Raw genomic sequence first — 19070 nt, 5'->3', positions numbered from 1 at the left:
CCATATGGAATGTTTACTTTTCAACCTCCAACTGATAATAATCCCTCCTCTTTATGAACTGCAAAGAACATCAATCTGTCATTCCGCCTTATATCAACCGGTTGACATAAAGACCTAAAATAAATGAATAAATACAAAATCATCATAAGGTAAACGCTTACACATGTCAAGCGGTTGTCATAAAGTGAAACTTCCTTCAGCAGGACCCACTGAAGGTTAGTTAAACCAATCGGGCCGTTACTGGCTGTTGGATCTCCTACTTAGAAATAACATGTTTCCTTCATTTCTTGAGGTAGGAGTCCTACAACCAGTTACACTGCGATAAAATTCAATCACCTTTTTATACTTGTATATTGCATTTATTATATCAAAATAGTCTACTTCTTTTACAAAGGGTGCTATTGACCTTTTTATTACCCATAGCTTCACTACTCCTTCCTTTTATAATGAATCAATGTATTTCCTTTTTCAAACCCAACTTTCTCATAAACATGATTCGCATGATGGTTTCCAGCATCTACCGTAAGATATATCTCCCTTATTTCGGGATAAGAAAACATTGCAGTTAACGCTTCTTTTAATAGAAGACCTCCAAAACCTTTATTTTGATAATTATTCGATACAGCAAAATATTCCAGAGAAGCTTCTGAAAGCTCTTTATCTATTTCAAAATAAGCATAACCAATAAGCCCTCCATGATCATCCTTTAACACCTTCAGTATATTCCCCTCGTTAAGTCTGCTCCGGATTGTCTCTGCATCGTAATATGTACCTGGAAAAGTGAAATCATGCAGCGCTTGAAATACAGGAAAATCTTCTTCTTTTATTGAACTGCTTTTTATTTCTTCAAGCATGCCAAAACGGCTCCGATGGATGATTAAACTTAAATGCTGACCTTCTTCTTCAGCATTTATCTGCTTCATAAACAATTGCTGCTTTATATTTTTTTCGTTAATTAAGAAGGAAAATTGTTGAACTGCAGGATAATTTTCTTTTAAACGTCCCCATAGCTTAGCGGATATCTCCATACTTTCTGTTTTATTAAAAGGGCCCCAGACCTCTGCTTCCTCATTATCAACATCCAGCCCGCATGCAGCTATAATCTCACCAGTGTTGTTTTTTGCTATAAAAAAGGAAGTATCTCCATTCTCATCAACGCAATCCTCTTTAAGCGCTGTCAAAATACCTGCTCGATCTGTTCCGCAAAAACCAATATGATTGGATTTTTGATTATTTATATCAGCAAGAAAAGCAGACAGTAATTCAAGGTCATTTGCTCTCTCTATTAAAATACTCATTTAAAAAACTCCTTTTTCTAAATCATATTTTGGGGATGATGTATTACACGATTTATCTATGGAAGTTTGGAGCTCTTCGGCATTTACTGGCACAGCGAATTATTCATGCCTGCTCACTCTTTCTTCTTTAAATGTATCATATTTATTTCAGAAAAAATTAATTTATTCCTTAAAATGACGATGTATACACTATATTGCTTGTTTACGAAAACACTTTTACAATGAAAGATAGACACTAACCAAAATACAGACTGATAAACTACTCAGGAGGGATTTTTTGCAGAATTATCATTGGCAGCCTTTATCTATTCAAGAAATACGTTACCTGATGAAAAATATCTCCATACCATGGTGGATTGCAGGCGGCTGGGCGCTGGACCTGCATTACGGAAAGCAGACAAGAGAGCATGAAGACATGGATATTCTTATTAGGAAAATAGATTTACCTTTATTAAAAAAACATCTGGGCGAAAGCTATGAATTATTTCTTGCTAACAATGGCAGTTTATCAAAGCTTATAGATTCAAAAAGTATAAATATACAATCTGGCAGTATCTGGGTGAAAATGAAGCATGAAATAACATGGTTATTTGAAATTATGCTTATGGATACGGAAAATAATGAATGGATATATAAAAGAGATAATAAGATTAAGCGGCCTTTAAGTGAAATTGAAGCAATAACCGAGGATGGTATCCCCTATATAAAACCTGAGATACAGCTATTATATAAAGGCGGGAGCTCTGTTGTCAGACAGAAAGACAATAATGATTTAGAGCGGATGCTTCCTATTCTGAAAAAAGATGAAATGAAATGGCTTTATCATACGTTAAGTCAGCAATTTAACGGGGAGCATCCCTGGCTGCAAATAATCAATAATAGAATTCAAAGTATCCTTTCTCATGCCTTAATTATTGGCGGAACTGGCATGTTATCTGAAGCATCTCTATGGCTTGCGGATACGTCAGCTAAAATCTCTATTATCGCACGCGATCAGAGGAAAATGGAAAGGTTATTATCTAAAGCCAATCCGGATGCCTTCATTACACCACTATTGGTAGATTACAAGGATAGTACTGCATTAAGAGAAAACATCAGAAACTGTATTCAGCAAAATGGTCCCATTGATTTAGTTGTTGCATGGATTCATTCCAATTCGAATCATGCTTTAGATATTATTTCTCAGGAAGTTGCACAGCAAGGTTCAGCTTGGAAGCTCTATCATGTACTGGGAAGCAGCTCTGACGCAGCTCAAATTAAAGAAACTGCCGTAAAGAAATATCCAGGTTGCCAGTACAGACAAATTCAGCTTGGATTTATTTTAGAAAAAAAACATTCCAGGTGGTTAACAAATCAAGAAATCAGCGAGGGAGTAATTGATGCCATTGTTAATGAAAAGAGTGTCAAAGTTGTTGGCACACTGGATCCTTGGGATAGACGGTCTTAACTGTTATTTTTTTGATTTAGCTGCTGCATTTTTATTTCATTCTTACTTGTTTATTATATAAGAACTTCTTCCATTTTAGAAAAATATATCAGTCACCGCATTTAGGCTATTTTACAAACAATAAATATTAGTGTATATTTACAGTAGAAGCACATAAATTATAAAAACCGCCAGTGTTGTGAGCACCAGCGGTATACAATAGCCAGGATCCCTGCAAGGGGGTTAGCACCGATTACGAAAATAATCCACCGAATCGAGCAGTCAACTCAAGGGTGGATTATTTTTTTTGGTTATCTGACAGCGCCAACATTAAACTAGCAAAAGCAACTGCTAGCATTAGACTTTCAAATACTGTCATAGCATCACCCCCTGTCTTATGGGAGTGTGCCAACCACCCTTGAGTTATCCGAATACTATTGATATATCAACTATACCCGTTTCATTATCTATATTCATTGAGAAAAAATGCTTGTATCAGTATGAAAATCATCTATTAAAAAAGAAAGGTGGGGACTTTATGAAAAAAGGAATCATACGGCCAATTGCTATTTGCCTGTTTAAAAAAGAAGATAAAATACTTGTTGCTGAAGGTTATGATCCTGTAAAGGAAGACTTCTACTACAGACCAATTGGCGGAGGAATTGAATTCGGAGAAAAAAGTTCAGATACCTTGATAAGAGAAGTAAAAGAAGAATTAGATGCAGATATTTCTAACCTTCAGTTTCTCGGTACGGTTGAAAGTATTTTCGCCTTCGCTGGAAACACAGGTCATGAAATTGTCCAGGTCTATGATGGCGAGTTTATTGACAAGTCCTTATATAATCAATCCAAACTGCTGGTAAAAGAGGACAATGGAAAGACATATAAAGCCACCTGGAAGCCTTTATCTGCTTTTCAAAATGGGAAACTACGCCTTGTGCCTGAATCACTTTACAATTTATTAACAAAATGAATTTTTCTGATTTTATTTGTTAAAATCGGGTATGAGCATACATTAGAAGGAGTGATACATCATGAGGTTGAAAAAATCTTTTCTTGCAGCCTTTGGGGTTTCATTAATGCTTATTCTCGGAGCATGTCAGAGTGATGAAAATGAAGAACAGGATAATCAAGAACCTCCTCAGGAAGAGAACGGTAATGAAGATGGAAATGAATCTAAAGATACAGAGGAAGATAATAATGAGGACGGAGCAGATGAAGATAAGGTTGAGGATATTTTTGAGGGTGGAGAATAAAATGTTTTTAAATGCTTCATCTGATTAGAAATTACTTCAAATAATACTTTATAAAAAGACTTGTTTGGCAGGCAAGTCTTTTTAGTGTAAATTTTTTTTAGCTTCTTCAAATCATTACTGCACACTATATAAATGCAGGATTTCGAAATATTTATTCCCAAATAATTCCTATTATAATTTATTAATTGAAATCTCCCCATAACAATACTGTTGGCAGCCCGCTGTGATGAGTGAATGTTAAATAGGGTGAAGCACACCGTCCAGACGCGTACTTCACCCTATTTTACAGAAAACAGCTTTTTAATTACTTCCCTGCTGCATATACTCAAAAACATTTCTCGCCTTAGAAATCACATAGCCACTTCCCCCGCGTTCCTTCACATCCTCTACCATCATTACCAATAATATTTCAGAGTCCGTTTCCTCGAAGCCGACAAACCAGCCATTTTCATTTCCATTATCATCTTCTTTGCTTTCTTTAATTTCTGCTGTTCCGGATTTTCCGCCGATGACCATACCAGGAATATAAGTAGTATGCGCCGTGCCCTCGGGGCTCTCAACGATCTGAACCAGATTCTCTTTTACCAGATTTGCTGTTTCCTGACTGATAAGGTTTTCCTTCCATATTTCAGGTTCATCCTTTTCTACCAAAGACGGGTACAGCATATTTCCTTCGTTAAGATAGGGCGTATAGGTTAAAGCAAGATGCAGCGGGCTCATCATTACCTGCCCCTGTCCATAAGCTGTATCAGCAAGCTGTGCCTCACTGTCAATCTCTCCATTATTTGTCAAATTAGAAGCTGGAATCGTAAATGGAAATGGAATCTCTTCACCAAATCCAAATCCGACCGCTTCTTCTAAAAAGGTATCTTTCCCCATCTCCAGAGCTTCCTGCGCAAAATAAATATTATCCGAATGAACAAAGGCATCACGCAGATCGACATTCGCTTTATCATGTACACGGGTGACATAATAATCTCCCCACGAGTCATCCTTTGTCCAATGAAGTCCATTAATCTGCCTTACCTTTTCAGGGTTGGTCACTCCTGATTCCAATCCAATTGATGCTGTTATCGTTTTAAATACAGAGCCTGGAGCATAACGGCTTGTAAAACGATTTAAGAATGGCTCATCCGGATCTTCACTCCATTTTTCCCATTGTTCTCCTGACAATCCCCGGACAAAAGCATTTGGATTATAGGCTGGAGAGCTGACTAAGGATAAAACATTTCCGGTATGCGGATCTACAGCAACAGAGGTTCCCGGATCCCCTTCAAATTGCTCAAATATTTCCTGCTGCAGTGCAGCATCAATGGTTAATTGTATATCCTCGCCGTCAACAGGTTCTTTTTTAGCCAGCGTTTCTTTCAAATCACCGTCTGCATTACTTATATAAATATGGGTACCATTTTCTCCCCGCAATTTCTCTTCAAATACCTTCTCCAGGCCTGCGTTCCCAATTACATCTCCTGCAGCATAACCATCCAGTTCTTCCAGCTGTTCAGCGGATATTTCCCGTACATAGCCTGTTAAATGAGCCGCTGAAGCTCCCAGCGGATAGGTACGGACCGTCTTTACTTGAGAGCTCACTCCCGGAAGCTTCAGATAGGTTTCTATATCATCTTCTTCCATCGGTAATGTTTTTATCGGCACAAACACTTCCGGCGTAACCCAGGAGGCATCCAGTGCTTTATCTATTTCTTCAACCGAAATACCCAACAGATCTGCCAGCTTTTCTTTTGTATGGCCTTTATCTTCTTCCAGCAGCCCAGGTATGACACCAATGACATTCGCCTCTTCATTGATTGCAAGCCCGGTTCCATTCTTATCCTGCAGCTCCCCTCTTTCTGCTTCTAATGTTTTTACCCTTACTTTATCTCCTGTACTTAACTGTGGAAAAATCTGTGACGAATTCCATTTAATCAGCCAAAATCCCTCATCATCCTGTTCTAATGTCAGACGATGACTATATTCAATTGAACCGGCAATTGTATCCATCTCTACACTATACGGAACAGTAATAAGATCTCCCTCCGGCTCTAATTCCTCCTCTGCATCTGCCTGTGATGTTATTCGTAAATTTTCCATCTCCATTCCATTATATATAGCTTCATAGCGTTCAATAAACGCTTCTTCCGTTATTTTGTTTTTCACTTCCTCGGAAAGCTGTTCATACATGGCGTGAAAATCTTTATTTTCCCAGTTGGAAAGATAGTCGTTTAATACTTCTGACGGCTCCTCTTTCTTAGAACATCCACCAGCTAGCAAAAGCAGCAATACAATCAGGATAATCGTCCGGTATCCTCTCATTTTTCCACCTTCCCGTTATTCTTCATTCTGCAGCTGTTCCATGACGCGTTCAGCAGCTTTTTCGATTAATTCATCATGATAATCTGCGTCTACGGTATCCTGGCTGGAAAGAACGGCGATAACAATCGGAGCTTCATTGTCAGGCGGCCAGACAACAGCAATATCATTTCTTGTACCATAGCTTCCTGCCCCACTCTTATCTCCCACTTCCCATCCTTCTGGAACGCCTGCCCGAATTAACGAATCTCCAGCTTCATTTCCTGTTATCCAGTCAATCAGCAATTCACGCTTGTCTTCAGGAAGTAAATCACTTAACACATATTTTTGCAGGCTTTCAGCAAGAGCTTGCGGGGTGCTGGTATCCCTTTTATCTCCTGGAACGGCTTCATTTAATTCTGTTTCCATTCGATCCATCTCGATTGTTTCATCACCGTTTTTTCTTAATATGCCTTCTAGGCCATCTGGTCCTCCGAGTTCTTCTAACATAAGATTTCCTGCTGTGTTATCACTGTAACGGACAGCAGCCTCTATAATTTCTTCCAGCTTCATCCCATCTCCTGCATGCTTCTCTGTCACAGGAGAATATGTTACTAAATCCTCTTCAGAATAAGTAATTACTTTCTCTAAATCTTCTATTGAATTTGTTTGTAAAATAGCTCCCGCTGCCAATGCCTTAAAAGTAGAAGCATATGCAAATCTTTCATCTGAACGGTAGGTAACGGTCTGTTCAGACCCTGTGTCAATAGCATATACACCAAGTCTTGCATCAAATTCATCCTCCAGCTCTTTAAAAGCTTCTTCGCCTTGTGAAGTCTGTTCTGGAGCTTCAGAATTTTCTACGCTGCTCTCTGTTTCATTGGAACAGCCTGCTAGTCCTATCGCGACAATCGACAACAATAAGATGAAGCCTTTCTTATTAAAAATATCTTGAAATTGTTTCATTTAAAACCCTCCTAAAACTATATTGACTACAACTGTAATACAATACTACACATGTAGTCTAAGTTTGTCAATACCTACTTTTATCCTTTACAATTTTTTTACTGACAGATTGATAACTTCGCTTTATAATGCTAGAATTTAATGTATTACAAATGTAATTTAAAATAAAATCCGGTAAATCGTTCATATATAATTACCGTAACTGAAGAATGGAGACGAAAAGCATGTTTATAACAACACTTATTACAGGCTTCATTATTTCTTCCATTACAATCGGGCTTATTTTTCTAATAAAAAAGTTATTCCCAAAACAGCTATCCGCCAAATGGCAATATAATCTATGGTATTTATTGCTTTTTGCTTTGATCATTCCTTTTATTCCCGGCCGCTTCATTCCAGCCGGGAATCTGTTTCATACATTTACAGGCAGTTCTTCTGCAGATGGAAATTCTGCTGCCATAAATAGCGCAGCGTCCGGAAGCGGAGGAACAAATTCGAATTGGATGCAGGATTTTTCCGTAACGGTAACGCAGACAAATACAGAGCTGTTAAATGGAATTGCCGCTGGGATATGGATTGCTGGAGCCCTTGTTTTCACAGGGCTTTCTATACACGCGTGGCTGAATTTAAGGAGTATTAAAAAGTCGATTTCTCACGTGGAAGATAAAGAAATTCTAGACCTTTTCCAAATATCTAAGCAGCAGTTAAATATCTCAAAAAATATCGTATTGGGAGTTTCAGATAAAGTACGTTCACCGCTGACATTCGGATTGCGTAAAACCTTTGTTGTGCTGCCGGCGAATTTTGAAGAATGGTTATCCAGAGATGACATCAAGCATATTCTTCTTCATGAATTAAATCACTATAAATATAAGGATATTCCTATCAACTATTTAATGGTTTTCTTTCAAATCATCTACTGGTTCAATCCTTTTGTCTGGATTGCCTTTAAAGAAATGCGTCTGGACCGTGAGATTGCCTGTGATCATGCTGTATTAACATCCTTAGATGATAACAGCTATAAGAAATATGGAAACACAATTATTCATTTTATCGATAAATCTCCCAGTCCTTCGTATAATAAGCTGGCTAATCAATTAAATGGCTCTAAAAAGCAGATTAAGAAACGGATTATAGAAATTGCTTCCTTTCAAGCAGACTCTAAATTACAGCATGCCAAAAGCATCGGCATCTTCCTGCTGGCCGGCCTTTTTGTAGTTACACAGATTCCGCTTGCTTCTGCGATGGCTAATGACAACAGCCGCTATACAACTTTTAATCATGAACAGACAAGCGAAGAAGATCTTAGTGCTTATTTTAAAAATTACGAGGGCAGTTTTGTTCTATACGATATGCAAAAGGATGCATATCATATCTATAATAAAGACCAGAGCACATTGCGGGTTTCTCCTGATTCTACTTATAAAATCTATAGTGCCTTATTCGGATTAGAGGAGAACGTTATAACACCGGAACAAAATAGGATTGAATGGGACGGTGTCGAACAGCCTTATGAGCAATGGAATGGAGACCAAAACTTAGAGACTGCTTTAAACCGCTCTGTTAACTGGTATTTCCAGCAAATCGATCAAGAAATAGGTCTGGACAATGTTCAATCCTATCTAAATCAAATCCATTATGGAAACCAGGATACTTCTGGCGGTTTGGAGCAATATTGGCTGGAATCCAGCTTGAAGATTTCGCCAGTGGAACAGGTGGAGCTGCTACATTCATTCTATAACAATAGCTTTGATTTTCAGGAAGAGCATATTGAAGCTGTTAAAAATGCATTGCAAATGGATGAAAATGACGGCTCTGCACTCTATGGAAAAACAGGAACAGGTAATGTGAATGGCAAGGATATAAACGGCTGGTTTATCGGTTTTGTTGAAACAGAAACAAACACGTATTTCTTTGCAACCAATATACAGGATGAGGATAATGCCTCTGGAAGTATCGCAACAGAAATAACCTTAGCTATTTTAAAGGATAAACAAATTATTGATGAATAGAACCGGGGTGATATATATGTCAGAAGGAGTACCGAGCATCTCTGAAGCAGAATGGGAAGTAATGAATGTACTATGGAAAAAAGCGCCGCAGACAGCGAATGACGTCATTTCCAATCTGCAGGGGCAAAAGGATTGGAAAGCAAAAACAGTACGGACACTTTTAGACCGGTTAGTGCACAAAGAAGTTGTTGGTGTCAATAAAGAGCAGCGTGTGTATACTTTTTATCCGCTTTATTCCCAGGATGAATGCCAGCGTGCAGAAGCGGAATCATTCATTAAGCGGATCTACGGCGGCACGGTAAAATCGATGCTTGTCCAATTTATGGAGGAAGACTCTTTATCCGAAGAGGATATTGAGGAATTAAAATCGATTTTGGATGAAAAACCGAAAAAGAAAAAATAACCTGCTCAGAGAAATGATGAAGGGACTGAATCATGCACAGAAAACAATACTTTCCAGACAGATTTCTATAAAATATTGGAGGGCAAAGTATTGAAAGAAGAGCTATTTACAAAAAGATTAATCTTACGAAAAATGCGGATATCTGATGCCGCCGCGCTATTTAATATCTGGTCAGACCCGGCTGTTGCAGCATTCATGAATATCTCTGCTTTCACAAGTGAATCGCAGACAATCGAAATGATTAACCTGCTCAATAAATTAGCTGAAAAAAATCAGGCCATCCGCTACAGTGTGCTTGATTTGAATTCAAAGCAGATTATTGGCTCCTGCGGCTTTAATGCTATCGACGCAGAAAACGCCCGGGCTGAGATTGGCTATGATATTGCGAAAGTACATTGGGGAAAGGGATATGCACCCGAATCCATTCAGGCGTTAATTGATGAAGCCTTTTCGAATTTAGAAATCAACCGGATTGAAGCGAAAGTAGAGCCGGCAAATATAAATTCGATGAAAGTATTGCAAAAACTAGGGTTTACCTTCGAAGGAACGTTGCGGCAATATGAAAAGGTGAAGAGCAATTTTGTTGATATGTATATGTACTCGCTCTTAAAAAATGATTAATTATACTAAAATCGTTCCAGGTCTGCTACAGGATCGGTTTTTCTTTAAAGTTTTTCATTTCAAAAACAGATAAGGAAAGTACGCACTCTCCTTATCTGCTTTCTTTATAAATTTCTTTAATAAATTTATTTGGTGACTCTATCCAAAAATGCTCTTACCTTCTCTATATCCGTTACATGCTGATTACACAAATGGCTGTCAGCACAGATATAATTATAGTGCTTGGTAAATGTCCCGGGAACCTCACCTTTTACAGAAGTGGTAAGACGGACAACTTCCGTATGCTGGTTGCAAAGCGCACAAATACCCTGTGTTGCCGGTAGTATAAAAGTGCCTTTCAGTGCTTTAAAGCTTTCATTTTGTTCCACTACTATATATCTCCGCAGTTTTCCAGGGTCATCCCAGGCTAAATAAGAAATTTGCTGAAAGTCGGTCTCCTCCAGATTAGGGAGCTTCAGCTTTTTTTCCTTTTTAAACAGGCTTTTTAAATTACTTGCTTCCACTGCTTTAAATGGAATAATATAGGGTTTCAGCTTTTCTAAAAAGACTTCTCCCTCTGCCCGTTCATTGATATCTATTAACGGCTGGATTATTTTTTCTTCTTCATCAGACCATGTAAAGGAGTCTATCAACTCACTTTTCACAATCCCGCGTACAGCCAGAATAACATTTTTATCCTTTGTTGTGGCCAATGCACGTATAATTTTATCTGTCTGCTGCTCTATAAAACGATAATTCGCTACTGTTAAAAACGGCTCAATTAGTTGTTTTTCCATTTGAATTCACTCCATTATATTAGGCTTTTTATTAAAACATACGGCCTAAAGAGATCATTCATTATTTATTCTGCTTTATTATACTAAAGACCTCTCAGACCAAAAGGGCGCCCAGCCTAGAGTAAGCATTACCAAAGAATGCTGCCATTTCGATTCCTCCTTAAAAAGAAAGCTACAGCCAGTATAGCACTTTTTCCAAATAAAGCTTCACGATTTATATAATTCTTAAAAAAATCTGGAACTTCAGGATTCGTTTCAGGAAAAGAAGGGAAATATATACAGTAGAAGGAGTGATACATCATGAGACTGAAAAAAACATATTTTGCAGCACCAGGTATAGCACTCTTACTTTTCCTGGGAGCGTGCCAGGGTGCTTCACAAGCAGAAACGGATACCTCACAAGAGGAATCGGATGAAGAAACTGTATCTGGTACAGAGGATGACCAGACGGAAGCAACAGAAGGCAATCAGGAAGACTCCGCAGAGGAACCGGAAAATAACAGTAACGAAGAACAACAGGCAGAAGCTGAGGATTCAAGTAATGAAGATGCCTCCTCAGAGAAAGAAAATACAGAAGCTGAAGATTCTTCCAACAGTAATATAGAAGAAACAGATTATTCCAGTGAGCAGGAAGCAATTAACGCAATTGAAAACTATGAAGAAGTTGAGCAGACAAATATAGACCTTGGTCATGGCGTCAAAGCTCTTTCAGAAGGAGCTACCGGCCACAATTATGTTTCATGGAATGAAGGAAAATGGCTGATTCGCGTAAATGCTCCGACTGACCCAGAATTAGCAACCGGAAATTATAAAGACGGTGAGGAGCTTGCCCGGGCTGTCGTAGATTATTTAGAAACAAATTATCTACCTGCGCCTGATGAGCGTGGAGTAATTGAAATTGACGATTTTGACGAACATCCCGGAACAGTCATCCGCTGGCAGAAAGGAAGCACCGTTTATGAAATTGATGAGAGTACAGGCAATCCAATAGATGCATTACAAATTGCTGTTGAAAGTGATTCTTAACCGTGAGAGACTTGCCTTTTAATATATAGAGGCAAGTCTCTTTGTTTATTCGTGTAACATAATCGCAGGCTTTTATTCATTTTTGCTTGATACTTTCCAGAAGCTGATTCAGCTCTCTCTTGCTGTATATATGTATCACCTTTTCTTCATATACCTCTATCTTTCTTTGTGCTTTTACTAAATTATTTGTATCATACGCAGCATTCCATTTTAATAACTGCACCAAGTCTCTTATATTTTCTTTTTTAGTCGGCAAAATACGAAGCTTTCTTTTTAAAAACCGGTTAATTATTCTCATTTGCCTTACGTACATATTTGTATGTAAAACAATGATTTGATCCGCTTTTTCAAAACTGGCCTCCAGCCAGGCAAAATAGACACCTTCCATAATCCAGGAATCTTGTGAAAGTATATCCTCCAGTTCCTTGTCCCTGATCGCAGGATCTTTTTTCGTTCCATAGCTTTTATTCCAAAACAAGTTATCCAGATCAGCAGCCGGAATAGCAAGAATATCTGATAACACCCTTGCCAGATAGGTTTTCCCGCTTCCCGCACCGCCGATAATATGTATTTTCTTTACTTCTTCCTGCAAATGTGTCACCTGCTTTCTGTTTCAAAAATGAATCACCTCCCTACTGTTGAAGCGTAAGGAGGCAAAGAATAATCTAATACTGATTTAATGCTTTCATGAAACGGAGAATATCATCTTCCTGAATCGTATTTACTGCTGCTTTATTACGCTGTTTTTTTCCACATTTGTTACATTCGTGAATAATTTGATAGCCCTTCTTTCCAGAATAGTCTATCTGAATTGGCCGCATGATTCCTCTACAGGTACTAAGTCTGTCTCCCGGCTCATTATCCAAATGCTTTGAATATAGGCAGAAGGGGCAATGATTGCGAAAGCTCCCGTTTGTTACTGCCGCCACACCCGCCCCGCAATGCTCACATTGAAAGGCTGTATTTTCTGTTATTCTGCTCAACGTCCTCATCCTCCAAGATAATTTTTTTATCTTTGGAGAATGGGTTCTGTTTGTTTTCCTGCTACTTGCAGTTTCAGGCTTTTAAGGAGAAGGGACAAATTCACCGTCTTGTTCTGCAAAACGATTACTTCTAGTTCCAGCTTCACAGGAGCTTATTTCATCTCCTGATCCGGACCACGATTGATTTTGTGAATTTATATCAGCCACTGTAAGACAGCCAACGCCATCTTCCATTAGTAAGTGTTCTTCCCTAATCACTGACATCGGCATCATCCCCAATTAAGGACGTTGATTCCATACTGATATGCGCAAATGACTCCTCCTCTCTTTTCAAATTTAGATTATTCTCTTTTTTTATTATAGAATGGAAGCATATCATTCACAACCTCTTCACGAAAGCTGGTTTGAATATTTATAGAATGGAGGGGTAGGTATGTTCAAGGAATATGGAGAGTTAAATACAAAATTATATGAAATTACCAAGCCTGTCGGATACTCTATGAGCGGTGACATAACTAAAGGAGTGATAGTATCTTGGAGATCCAAACAGAACGACTGATTATACGCCTGTTTACAGCTGCAGACAAGGATATTCAGGCGCTATATGAAATATTGAGCGATGAAGTCGTGAATCAATATTTGCCTTTATCCCCTCTCCAAAATATACAAGAAGCGGAAACCTATTATGCTGAAAGGGTTCTTCCCATGTATCAAAACAATGCAGGATACTACTTGGCGATTTGTCTAAAAGAAAATAATCTGCCGATTGGCTATGTGACTGTCAGCCTGGGAGAAGGACATGATTTTGGATACGCACTAAAAAAAGAATTCTGGGGAAATGGCTATGTGACAGAAGCAGGTCATGCTGTCATTGCAGAGCTAAAAGATACTGGACTCAAGTATATTACTGCAACACACGATATCCTTAACACCGCCAGCGGGAGAGTTATGCAGAAGCTGGGGATGATTTATCAATATTCTTATAAAGAACAATGGCAGCCAAAGGATATTCTCGTTACTTTCCGAATGTATCAGCTTAATTTAGATGATAAAAAAGACCGTGTCTTTAAAAAATATTGGAATATGTACGCTGAACATTTTGTAGAAGATATTTCAGATCCCGGAAGATAATCCCTTTCTAATATTGGGATTATCTTCATTTATGTCAAAAGCAGGGCATTTGAAAACATCAACATTTACCTTATCTTCGTTTATCAGTTGATACGGTCCCAGTGAATAATTAACTGTGAATTTCATATATCTGCTTCACTTAATCTATCTTTCAACATTCCATATTCATTCAATTATATCAATTCCCCATAAAACAGCTTAAAATTTTTATTGACAAACTTGTATATACAAGTTAAACTGAAAACGTTAACACTTGTATATACAAGATATGAAAAGGAGGAATGACATTGAGTAAATACACAGCTCCATCAAAAGAATTATTGGAAAAAGTCGGTGGAAGTGACAACATCTCTGTCGTGACGCATTGTGCAACCAGAATGCGATTTGTCTTAAATGATCCAGAAAAAGCAGATGTAAAAGCTATTGAAGATATCGATATTGTAAAAGGAACATTCACACAGGCTGGACAATTCCAGGTTATTATCGGAAATGAAGTCGCTTCCTTTTATAATGAATTTACGAAAATAGCTGGTGTCGGCGATACTTCTAAAGAAGATGTCAAAGAAGCAGCGAAACAAAATATGAATTTTATCCAACGGTTAATGGCGCACTTAGCAGATATTTTTACGCCGATTATCCCGGCACTTGTTGTAGGGGGACTGATTTTAGGTTTCCGGAATGTCATTGGTGAAATTGAAATGCTGGAAAATGGAACAATGACATTAGCGGCATCCTCGCAATTTTGGTCGGGATTATATGATTTTCTCTGGTTAATTGCTGAAGCTATCTTTCATTTTCTCCCTGTTGCTATTACCTGGTCTATTTCCAGAAAGATGGGAACAACGCAAGTACTCGGAATTATTTTAGGTCTTACACTCGTTTCACCACAGCTTTTAAATGCTTATGGCGTTGCAGAAGCAACAGAAATACCAGTCTGGGATTTTGGATTTTTCCAAATTGAAATGATTGGTTATCAAGCACAGGTTATCCCGGCTATTTTAGCAGGTTTCGTATTAGCTTATTTAGAAATATGGCTCCGTAAAATCATCCCGCAAGTGGTATCGATGATCTTTGTACCTTTCTTTGCATTACTTCCAGCTGTGATCATAGCTCATGTTGTGCTAGGTCCAATCGGCTGGACCATTGGTTCATGGATCTCAACTGTTGTCTATGATGGATTAACTTCGGCATTTGGGTGGTTGTTTGCTGCAGTATTTGGTTTTGCCTACGCACCACTCGTTATTACAGGTTTACATCATATGACAAATGCCATTGACTTGCAATTAATGAGCGAATTTAATGGTACAAATCTCTGGCCAATGATTGCTTTATCTAATATTGCACAGGGCTCTGCTGTTGTAGCAATGATTTACCTTAACCGAAAAGATAAGAAGGAGCAGCAGGTATCTATTCCAGCCGCTATCTCCTGTTATTTAGGAGTTACAGAACCGGCACTATTCGGTATTAATTTACGCTATTTGTTCCCATTTATCGCCGGTATGACAGGCTCTGCTGTTGCAGCAGTTATATCTGTCGGATCCGGTGTTATGGCTAACTCCATCGGTGTCGGCGGTATACCTGGAATTTTATCTATTCAATTACCACATATGCTGATGTTTGCTGTAGCTATGGTTGCAGCTATGGTGATTCCGTTTATCTTAACAATTGTTCTATCCAGAACAAAAATGGGTGTAGATGCATACAAACGCTTAGGTAAATAAAAATAAGGAGGGAGTCTATCCCTCCTCTTTCATTGATATACAACGGGAAATAATTGAAACAAAGCAGTATTTAGGAGGTTGACTATGCAAGAAAAATGGTGGCAAAAATCCGTCGTCTATCAAATTTATCCAAAAAGCTTTAATGATACGACAGGTAATGGAATGGGAGACATTAACGGAATTACAGAAAAATTGGATTATATCAAAGAACTGGGGGTCGATGTGATTTGGCTTACCCCTATTTATGTTTCTCCTCAAAATGACAATGGATATGATATTGCAGATTATTATGCCATTCAGTCGGACTACGGAACAATGGAAGACTTTGAAATAATGCTGGAAAAAGCACACAAATTAGAGTTAAAAGTGATTATGGATATCGTTGTTAATCATACATCAACCGAACATAAATGGTTCCAGGAAGCCAGGAAATCAAAAGATAATCCTTATAGAAATTATTATATTTGGAAGGATGGCAAATCTGGAGAACCGCCGACAAACTGGGAATCCAAATTCGGCGGCAATGCTTGGGAATACGATGAAACAACTGGTTCTTATTATTTACATCTCTTTGATGTTACCCAGGCTGATCTTAACTGGGAAAATGAAAAAGTCCGCAATGATGTCTATCAAATGATGAACTTTTGGCTGGATAAAGGGGTAGATGGCTTCCGGATGGATGTTATCAATTTAATTTCCAAAGACCAGCGTTTCCCAAATGATGACGGCAGTGTCGCTCCGGGAGATGGACGTAAATTCTATACAGACGGACCGCGGGTACATGAATTTCTCCATGAAATGAACCAGGAAGTGTTTAAAGGCCGTGAAACGATTACCGTTGGAGAAATGTCATCCACTTCTATGGAGGATTGTATCAAGTATTCGAATCCGGCACGCGAAGAACTGGGTATGACATTTAACTTTCATCATTTAAAGGTTGATTATCCAAATGGTAAAAAATGGACAAAAGCACCGTTTGATTTTCTTTATCTCAAACAACTGCTATCTGACTGGCAGACAGGCATGCAGGAAGGCGGCGGCTGGAATGCGTTATTCTGGTGTAATCACGATCAGCCGCGAATTGTATCCCGCTTTGGAAATGATACAACCTATCATAAGGAATCGGCAAAAATGCTGGCAACAACGATTCATATGATGCAGGGTACGCCTTATATTTATCAGGGAGAAGAGATTGGAATGACCAATGCCGGCTTTGATGATATTAGCCAGTACAGGGATGTAGAATCACTGAATATGTACAAAATAAAGAAAGCAGAAGGTTTATCCGATCAGGAAATCATTGAAATTCTTCAGGAAAAATCACGGGATAATGCAAGAACACCAATGCAATGGGATAATACAGCCAATGCCGGATTTACAGAAGGAACTCCTTGGATCGGTCTTCCTGATAATTATCAGAAAATCAATACGGAAGCTGCAACTGCTGATAAAACATCTATTTTTCACCATTACCAAAGACTAATCCAGCTTCGAAAAGAGTATCAAGTTATTACTGACGGAGAATATCAGCTCATTTTGCCCAATGACTTTGCAATTTTTGCGTATATAAGAGAAAATAAAGATACAAAACTATTAGTAGTAAACAATTTTTATGCAAAAGAAGCAAAGCTGGAGTTACCTGAATCGATTCATCGTACATTTACAGACAGTGAGATTTTACTTTCTAATTACACAGATTCTCCATCTTTAGTTTCAGATCCGATTTCACTGCGGCCGTATGAGTCTATTGTTTATTATCTAAAGAAATAAATGGAGTTAGTTGCGATGCGAAATAAGTATTTGATTATTTATCAGGAAATGGCTCAAAAAATAGAAAAAGAAACATTTAAAGCAAATGAATTCCTTCCGTCGGAAAATGAATTAGCTGAGCAATATCAGACATCACGGGAAACGATTCGGAAGGCTTTAAATCTGCTTGCCCAAAATGGGTACATTCAAAAAATCCGCGGCAAGGGATCGACGGTGATTGAACGGAATAAATTTGATTTCCCGGTATCCGGTCTGGTCAGCTTTAAAGAACTGGCTGATAAAATGGGAGAAAAGCCGATTACAACGGTTCATCAATGTGCAAAAATCAGCGCAAATGATTTTATCCAGAAGCAATTAAAGCTGGCAGAGGATCAGGAGGTTTGGGAAATCATTCGGACCCGTTCCTTCTCTGGACAGCGCATCATTTTGGACAAGGATTATTTAATAACCAAAACCGTTCAGCACATCTCTATGGATATCGCAGAAGCTTCTATTTATGACTATCTTGAAAATAAATTAGGCCTTATCATCAGCTTTGCAAAAAAAGAAATTATTGTTGAGGAACCGACAGCAGAAGATCATGAGCTATTGGATTTAGAAGGGTTTTATAATGTGGTGGTTATTAAAAACTATGTCTATTTGGATGATGCGACATTATTTCAATATACCGAATCCAGACACCGTCCAGATAAGTTCAGGTTCGTTGACTTTGCCAGGAGAGAACATTAGAAGAAGGCTGATATAAGTACTTAATTGCTTATATCAGCCTTCTTCTCTTTACAATATTCTTTTGACAGATGATTAGGGGATAACGTACTCACGTTAAAAATCAATAAAGCTGTCCATTTCCCGCTTCATACGACATTCGGGAGATCTTTTCGGATCGTGAAACCCCATCTTTTTTTCGCTTCCGCCTACGTTGCTTTCGTCTTTGGTTTTCCCATGCTGCTCTTCCTTTCCTAATTGTCGTAAACTCCTTCGTTCCTAATCTATTAACACTTTCTCCTCCGTATAAAACAAATGTGAAAAGCATCTGCAGTCCGATGAGCCAAACCCTTTTACCGGCGTTGTCCCGCCATTTTCCCGCCTCAGCCTTTCGAAAAGACCACATTCCCCTTCTATATCCGGATAAGTTTGCACAGCCTGAATTTGCAGGTAAGGACGTAAGTAATCGATATGCCAGCGCAACTTTTTATCCATCTGGATATGCCGGTCCACCCGTGCACGAATATTTCGCTTTGCGCTTCCTACGTAAACATAATAACCCTCTGGAAAATTAAATTCTCCCAGTTTGCCGATAGTAACCGCTTCTGCATCTTCCGGAAGCCATGCCTTCACGCAATAAAGTGTATCCGTTTCCCGCACAGAATAATTTACAGGCTTCATTTGTTTTGC

The 19070-nt window shown here is 38.5% G+C and carries 19 protein-coding genes; 11 read left to right on the top strand and 8 right to left on the bottom strand.

The features are described 5' to 3' along the window. Nucleotides 1-428: 428 nt before the first annotated feature. A complete protein-coding gene (locus IEX29_RS12965) occupies nucleotides 429-1298 on the bottom strand; it encodes a GNAT family N-acetyltransferase (RefSeq protein ID WP_188734811.1) in 870 nt (289 codons plus the stop codon). 277 nt (nucleotides 1299-1575) lie between these two features. Here IEX29_RS12965 and IEX29_RS12960 point away from each other — a divergent pair, with 277 nt between their 5' ends. From IEX29_RS12960 to IEX29_RS12950, 3 genes are all read left to right on the top strand, one after another. Continuing rightward, nucleotides 1576-2745, top strand: a complete 1170-nt coding sequence (locus IEX29_RS12960) for a short-chain dehydrogenase (protein WP_188734810.1) — start codon at nucleotides 1576-1578, stop codon at nucleotides 2743-2745. A 517-nt stretch (nucleotides 2746-3262) separates the two neighbouring features. After that, entirely contained in the window at nucleotides 3263-3697 is a 435-nt protein-coding gene (locus IEX29_RS12955) for an NUDIX hydrolase (protein WP_188734809.1), read from the top strand. Nucleotides 3698-3758: 61 nt separating this feature from the next. Next, nucleotides 3759-3980 carry a hypothetical protein gene (locus IEX29_RS12950; RefSeq protein WP_188734808.1) on the top strand — a complete coding sequence of 74 codons (222 nt, stop codon included), beginning with the start codon at nucleotides 3759-3761 and terminating at the stop codon, nucleotides 3978-3980. 300 nt (nucleotides 3981-4280) lie between these two features. Here IEX29_RS12950 and IEX29_RS12945 read toward each other — a convergent pair whose 3' ends face one another. Both IEX29_RS12945 and bla read right to left on the bottom strand, forming a co-directional pair. After that, nucleotides 4281-6290: a penicillin-binding transpeptidase domain-containing protein gene (locus IEX29_RS12945; RefSeq protein ID WP_077604833.1), complete on the bottom strand. Its 2010-nt coding sequence runs from the start codon at nucleotides 6288-6290 to the stop codon at nucleotides 4281-4283. 15 nt (nucleotides 6291-6305) lie between these two features. Further along, entirely contained in the window at nucleotides 6306-7232 is a 927-nt protein-coding gene (gene bla, locus IEX29_RS12940) for a class A beta-lactamase (protein ID WP_077604834.1), read from the bottom strand. Nucleotides 7233-7456: 224 nt separating this feature from the next. On the opposite strand from bla, the gene IEX29_RS12935 reads away from it, so the two are divergent. From IEX29_RS12935 to IEX29_RS12925, 3 genes are all read left to right on the top strand, one after another. Beyond that, nucleotides 7457-9244: a BlaR1 family beta-lactam sensor/signal transducer gene (locus IEX29_RS12935; protein WP_077604835.1), complete on the top strand. Its 1788-nt coding sequence runs from the start codon at nucleotides 7457-7459 to the stop codon at nucleotides 9242-9244. A gap of 16 nt (nucleotides 9245-9260) precedes the next feature. Next, nucleotides 9261-9647, top strand: a complete 387-nt coding sequence (gene blaI / locus IEX29_RS12930) for a penicillinase repressor BlaI (RefSeq protein WP_077604836.1) — start codon at nucleotides 9261-9263, stop codon at nucleotides 9645-9647. A gap of 90 nt (nucleotides 9648-9737) precedes the next feature. Beyond that, nucleotides 9738-10268: a GNAT family N-acetyltransferase gene (locus tag IEX29_RS12925; RefSeq protein WP_077604837.1), complete on the top strand. Its 531-nt coding sequence runs from the start codon at nucleotides 9738-9740 to the stop codon at nucleotides 10266-10268. Nucleotides 10269-10393: 125 nt separating this feature from the next. Here the strand turns inward: IEX29_RS12925 and IEX29_RS12920 are convergent, their stop codons facing one another. Further along, nucleotides 10394-11044 (bottom strand): FusB/FusC family EF-G-binding protein, encoded by a 651-nt coding sequence (locus tag IEX29_RS12920; protein WP_077604838.1) that lies wholly within the window; start codon nucleotides 11042-11044, stop codon nucleotides 10394-10396. A 300-nt stretch (nucleotides 11045-11344) separates the two neighbouring features. On the opposite strand from IEX29_RS12920, the gene IEX29_RS12915 reads away from it, so the two are divergent. Further along, on the top strand, nucleotides 11345-12070 hold the full coding sequence (locus tag IEX29_RS12915; protein WP_077604839.1) for a hypothetical protein: 726 nt from the start codon (nucleotides 11345-11347) through the stop codon (nucleotides 12068-12070). Between the two features lie 76 nt (nucleotides 12071-12146). Here IEX29_RS12915 and IEX29_RS12910 read toward each other — a convergent pair whose 3' ends face one another. The 3 genes from IEX29_RS12910 to IEX29_RS12900 form a co-directional block, all read right to left on the bottom strand. Beyond that, entirely contained in the window at nucleotides 12147-12671 is a 525-nt protein-coding gene (locus IEX29_RS12910; protein WP_229720211.1) for a P-loop NTPase family protein, read from the bottom strand. A gap of 64 nt (nucleotides 12672-12735) precedes the next feature. After that, the gene (locus IEX29_RS12905) at nucleotides 12736-13053 is read right to left on the bottom strand and encodes an RNHCP domain-containing protein (protein WP_229720210.1); all 318 of its coding nucleotides are present in this window, start codon (nucleotides 13051-13053) and stop codon (nucleotides 12736-12738) included. Between the two features lie 81 nt (nucleotides 13054-13134). Further along, entirely contained in the window at nucleotides 13135-13317 is a 183-nt protein-coding gene (locus IEX29_RS12900; RefSeq protein WP_139344907.1) for a hypothetical protein, read from the bottom strand. Nucleotides 13318-13587: 270 nt separating this feature from the next. On the opposite strand from IEX29_RS12900, the gene IEX29_RS12895 reads away from it, so the two are divergent. From IEX29_RS12895 to treR, 4 genes are all read left to right on the top strand, one after another. Then, nucleotides 13588-14184: a GNAT family N-acetyltransferase gene (locus tag IEX29_RS12895; RefSeq protein WP_217697340.1), complete on the top strand. Its 597-nt coding sequence runs from the start codon at nucleotides 13588-13590 to the stop codon at nucleotides 14182-14184. 287 nt (nucleotides 14185-14471) lie between these two features. After that, entirely contained in the window at nucleotides 14472-15905 is a 1434-nt protein-coding gene (treP, locus tag IEX29_RS12890; protein WP_077604843.1) for a PTS system trehalose-specific EIIBC component, read from the top strand. Nucleotides 15906-15989: 84 nt separating this feature from the next. After that, nucleotides 15990-17675 carry an alpha,alpha-phosphotrehalase gene (gene treC, locus IEX29_RS12885; RefSeq protein ID WP_077604844.1) on the top strand — a complete coding sequence of 562 codons (1686 nt, stop codon included), beginning with the start codon at nucleotides 15990-15992 and terminating at the stop codon, nucleotides 17673-17675. Nucleotides 17676-17690: 15 nt separating this feature from the next. Beyond that, the gene (gene treR, locus IEX29_RS12880; RefSeq protein WP_077604845.1) at nucleotides 17691-18404 is read left to right on the top strand and encodes a trehalose operon repressor; all 714 of its coding nucleotides are present in this window, start codon (nucleotides 17691-17693) and stop codon (nucleotides 18402-18404) included. A 255-nt stretch (nucleotides 18405-18659) separates the two neighbouring features. Here the strand turns inward: treR and IEX29_RS12875 are convergent, their stop codons facing one another. Beyond that, a complete protein-coding gene (locus tag IEX29_RS12875; RefSeq protein ID WP_077604846.1) occupies nucleotides 18660-19061 on the bottom strand; it encodes a GIY-YIG nuclease family protein in 402 nt (133 codons plus the stop codon). Nucleotides 19062-19070 lie beyond the last annotated feature (9 nt).

This window comes from Oceanobacillus neutriphilus, from assembly GCF_014645515.1.
Lineage (GTDB): Bacteria > Bacillota > Bacilli > Bacillales > Amphibacillaceae > Oceanobacillus > Oceanobacillus neutriphilus.
The sequence above is the reverse complement of the archived record's forward strand: the minus strand, read 5'-3'. Positions and strand labels throughout refer to the sequence as shown.

Bases quoted from the DNA above. Each gene is read 5' to 3' on its own strand.
- IEX29_RS12935 (WP_077604835.1), top strand. From the start codon at position 7,457: ATGTTTATAACAACACTTATTACAGGCTTCATTATTTCTTCCATTACA.
- IEX29_RS12965 (WP_188734811.1), bottom strand. From the start codon at position 1,298: ATGAGTATTTTAATAGAGAGAGCAAATGACCTTGAATTACTGTCTGCT.
- blaI (WP_077604836.1), top strand. From the start codon at position 9,261: ATGTCAGAAGGAGTACCGAGCATCTCTGAAGCAGAATGGGAAGTAATG.
- IEX29_RS12945 (WP_077604833.1), bottom strand. From the start codon at position 6,290: ATGAGAGGATACCGGACGATTATCCTGATTGTATTGCTGCTTTTGCTA.
- IEX29_RS12955 (WP_188734809.1), top strand. From the start codon at position 3,263: ATGAAAAAAGGAATCATACGGCCAATTGCTATTTGCCTGTTTAAAAAA.
- IEX29_RS12920 (WP_077604838.1), bottom strand. From the start codon at position 11,044: ATGGAAAAACAACTAATTGAGCCGTTTTTAACAGTAGCGAATTATCGT.
- treC (WP_077604844.1), top strand. From the start codon at position 15,990: ATGCAAGAAAAATGGTGGCAAAAATCCGTCGTCTATCAAATTTATCCA.
- treR (WP_077604845.1), top strand. From the start codon at position 17,691: ATGCGAAATAAGTATTTGATTATTTATCAGGAAATGGCTCAAAAAATA.
- IEX29_RS12900 (WP_139344907.1), bottom strand. From the start codon at position 13,317: ATGTCAGTGATTAGGGAAGAACACTTACTAATGGAAGATGGCGTTGGC.
- IEX29_RS12875 (WP_077604846.1), bottom strand. From the start codon at position 19,061: ATGAAGCCTGTAAATTATTCTGTGCGGGAAACGGATACACTTTATTGC.
- bla (WP_077604834.1), bottom strand. From the start codon at position 7,232: ATGAAACAATTTCAAGATATTTTTAATAAGAAAGGCTTCATCTTATTG.
- IEX29_RS12915 (WP_077604839.1), top strand. From the start codon at position 11,345: ATGAGACTGAAAAAAACATATTTTGCAGCACCAGGTATAGCACTCTTA.
- IEX29_RS12950 (WP_188734808.1), top strand. From the start codon at position 3,759: ATGAGGTTGAAAAAATCTTTTCTTGCAGCCTTTGGGGTTTCATTAATG.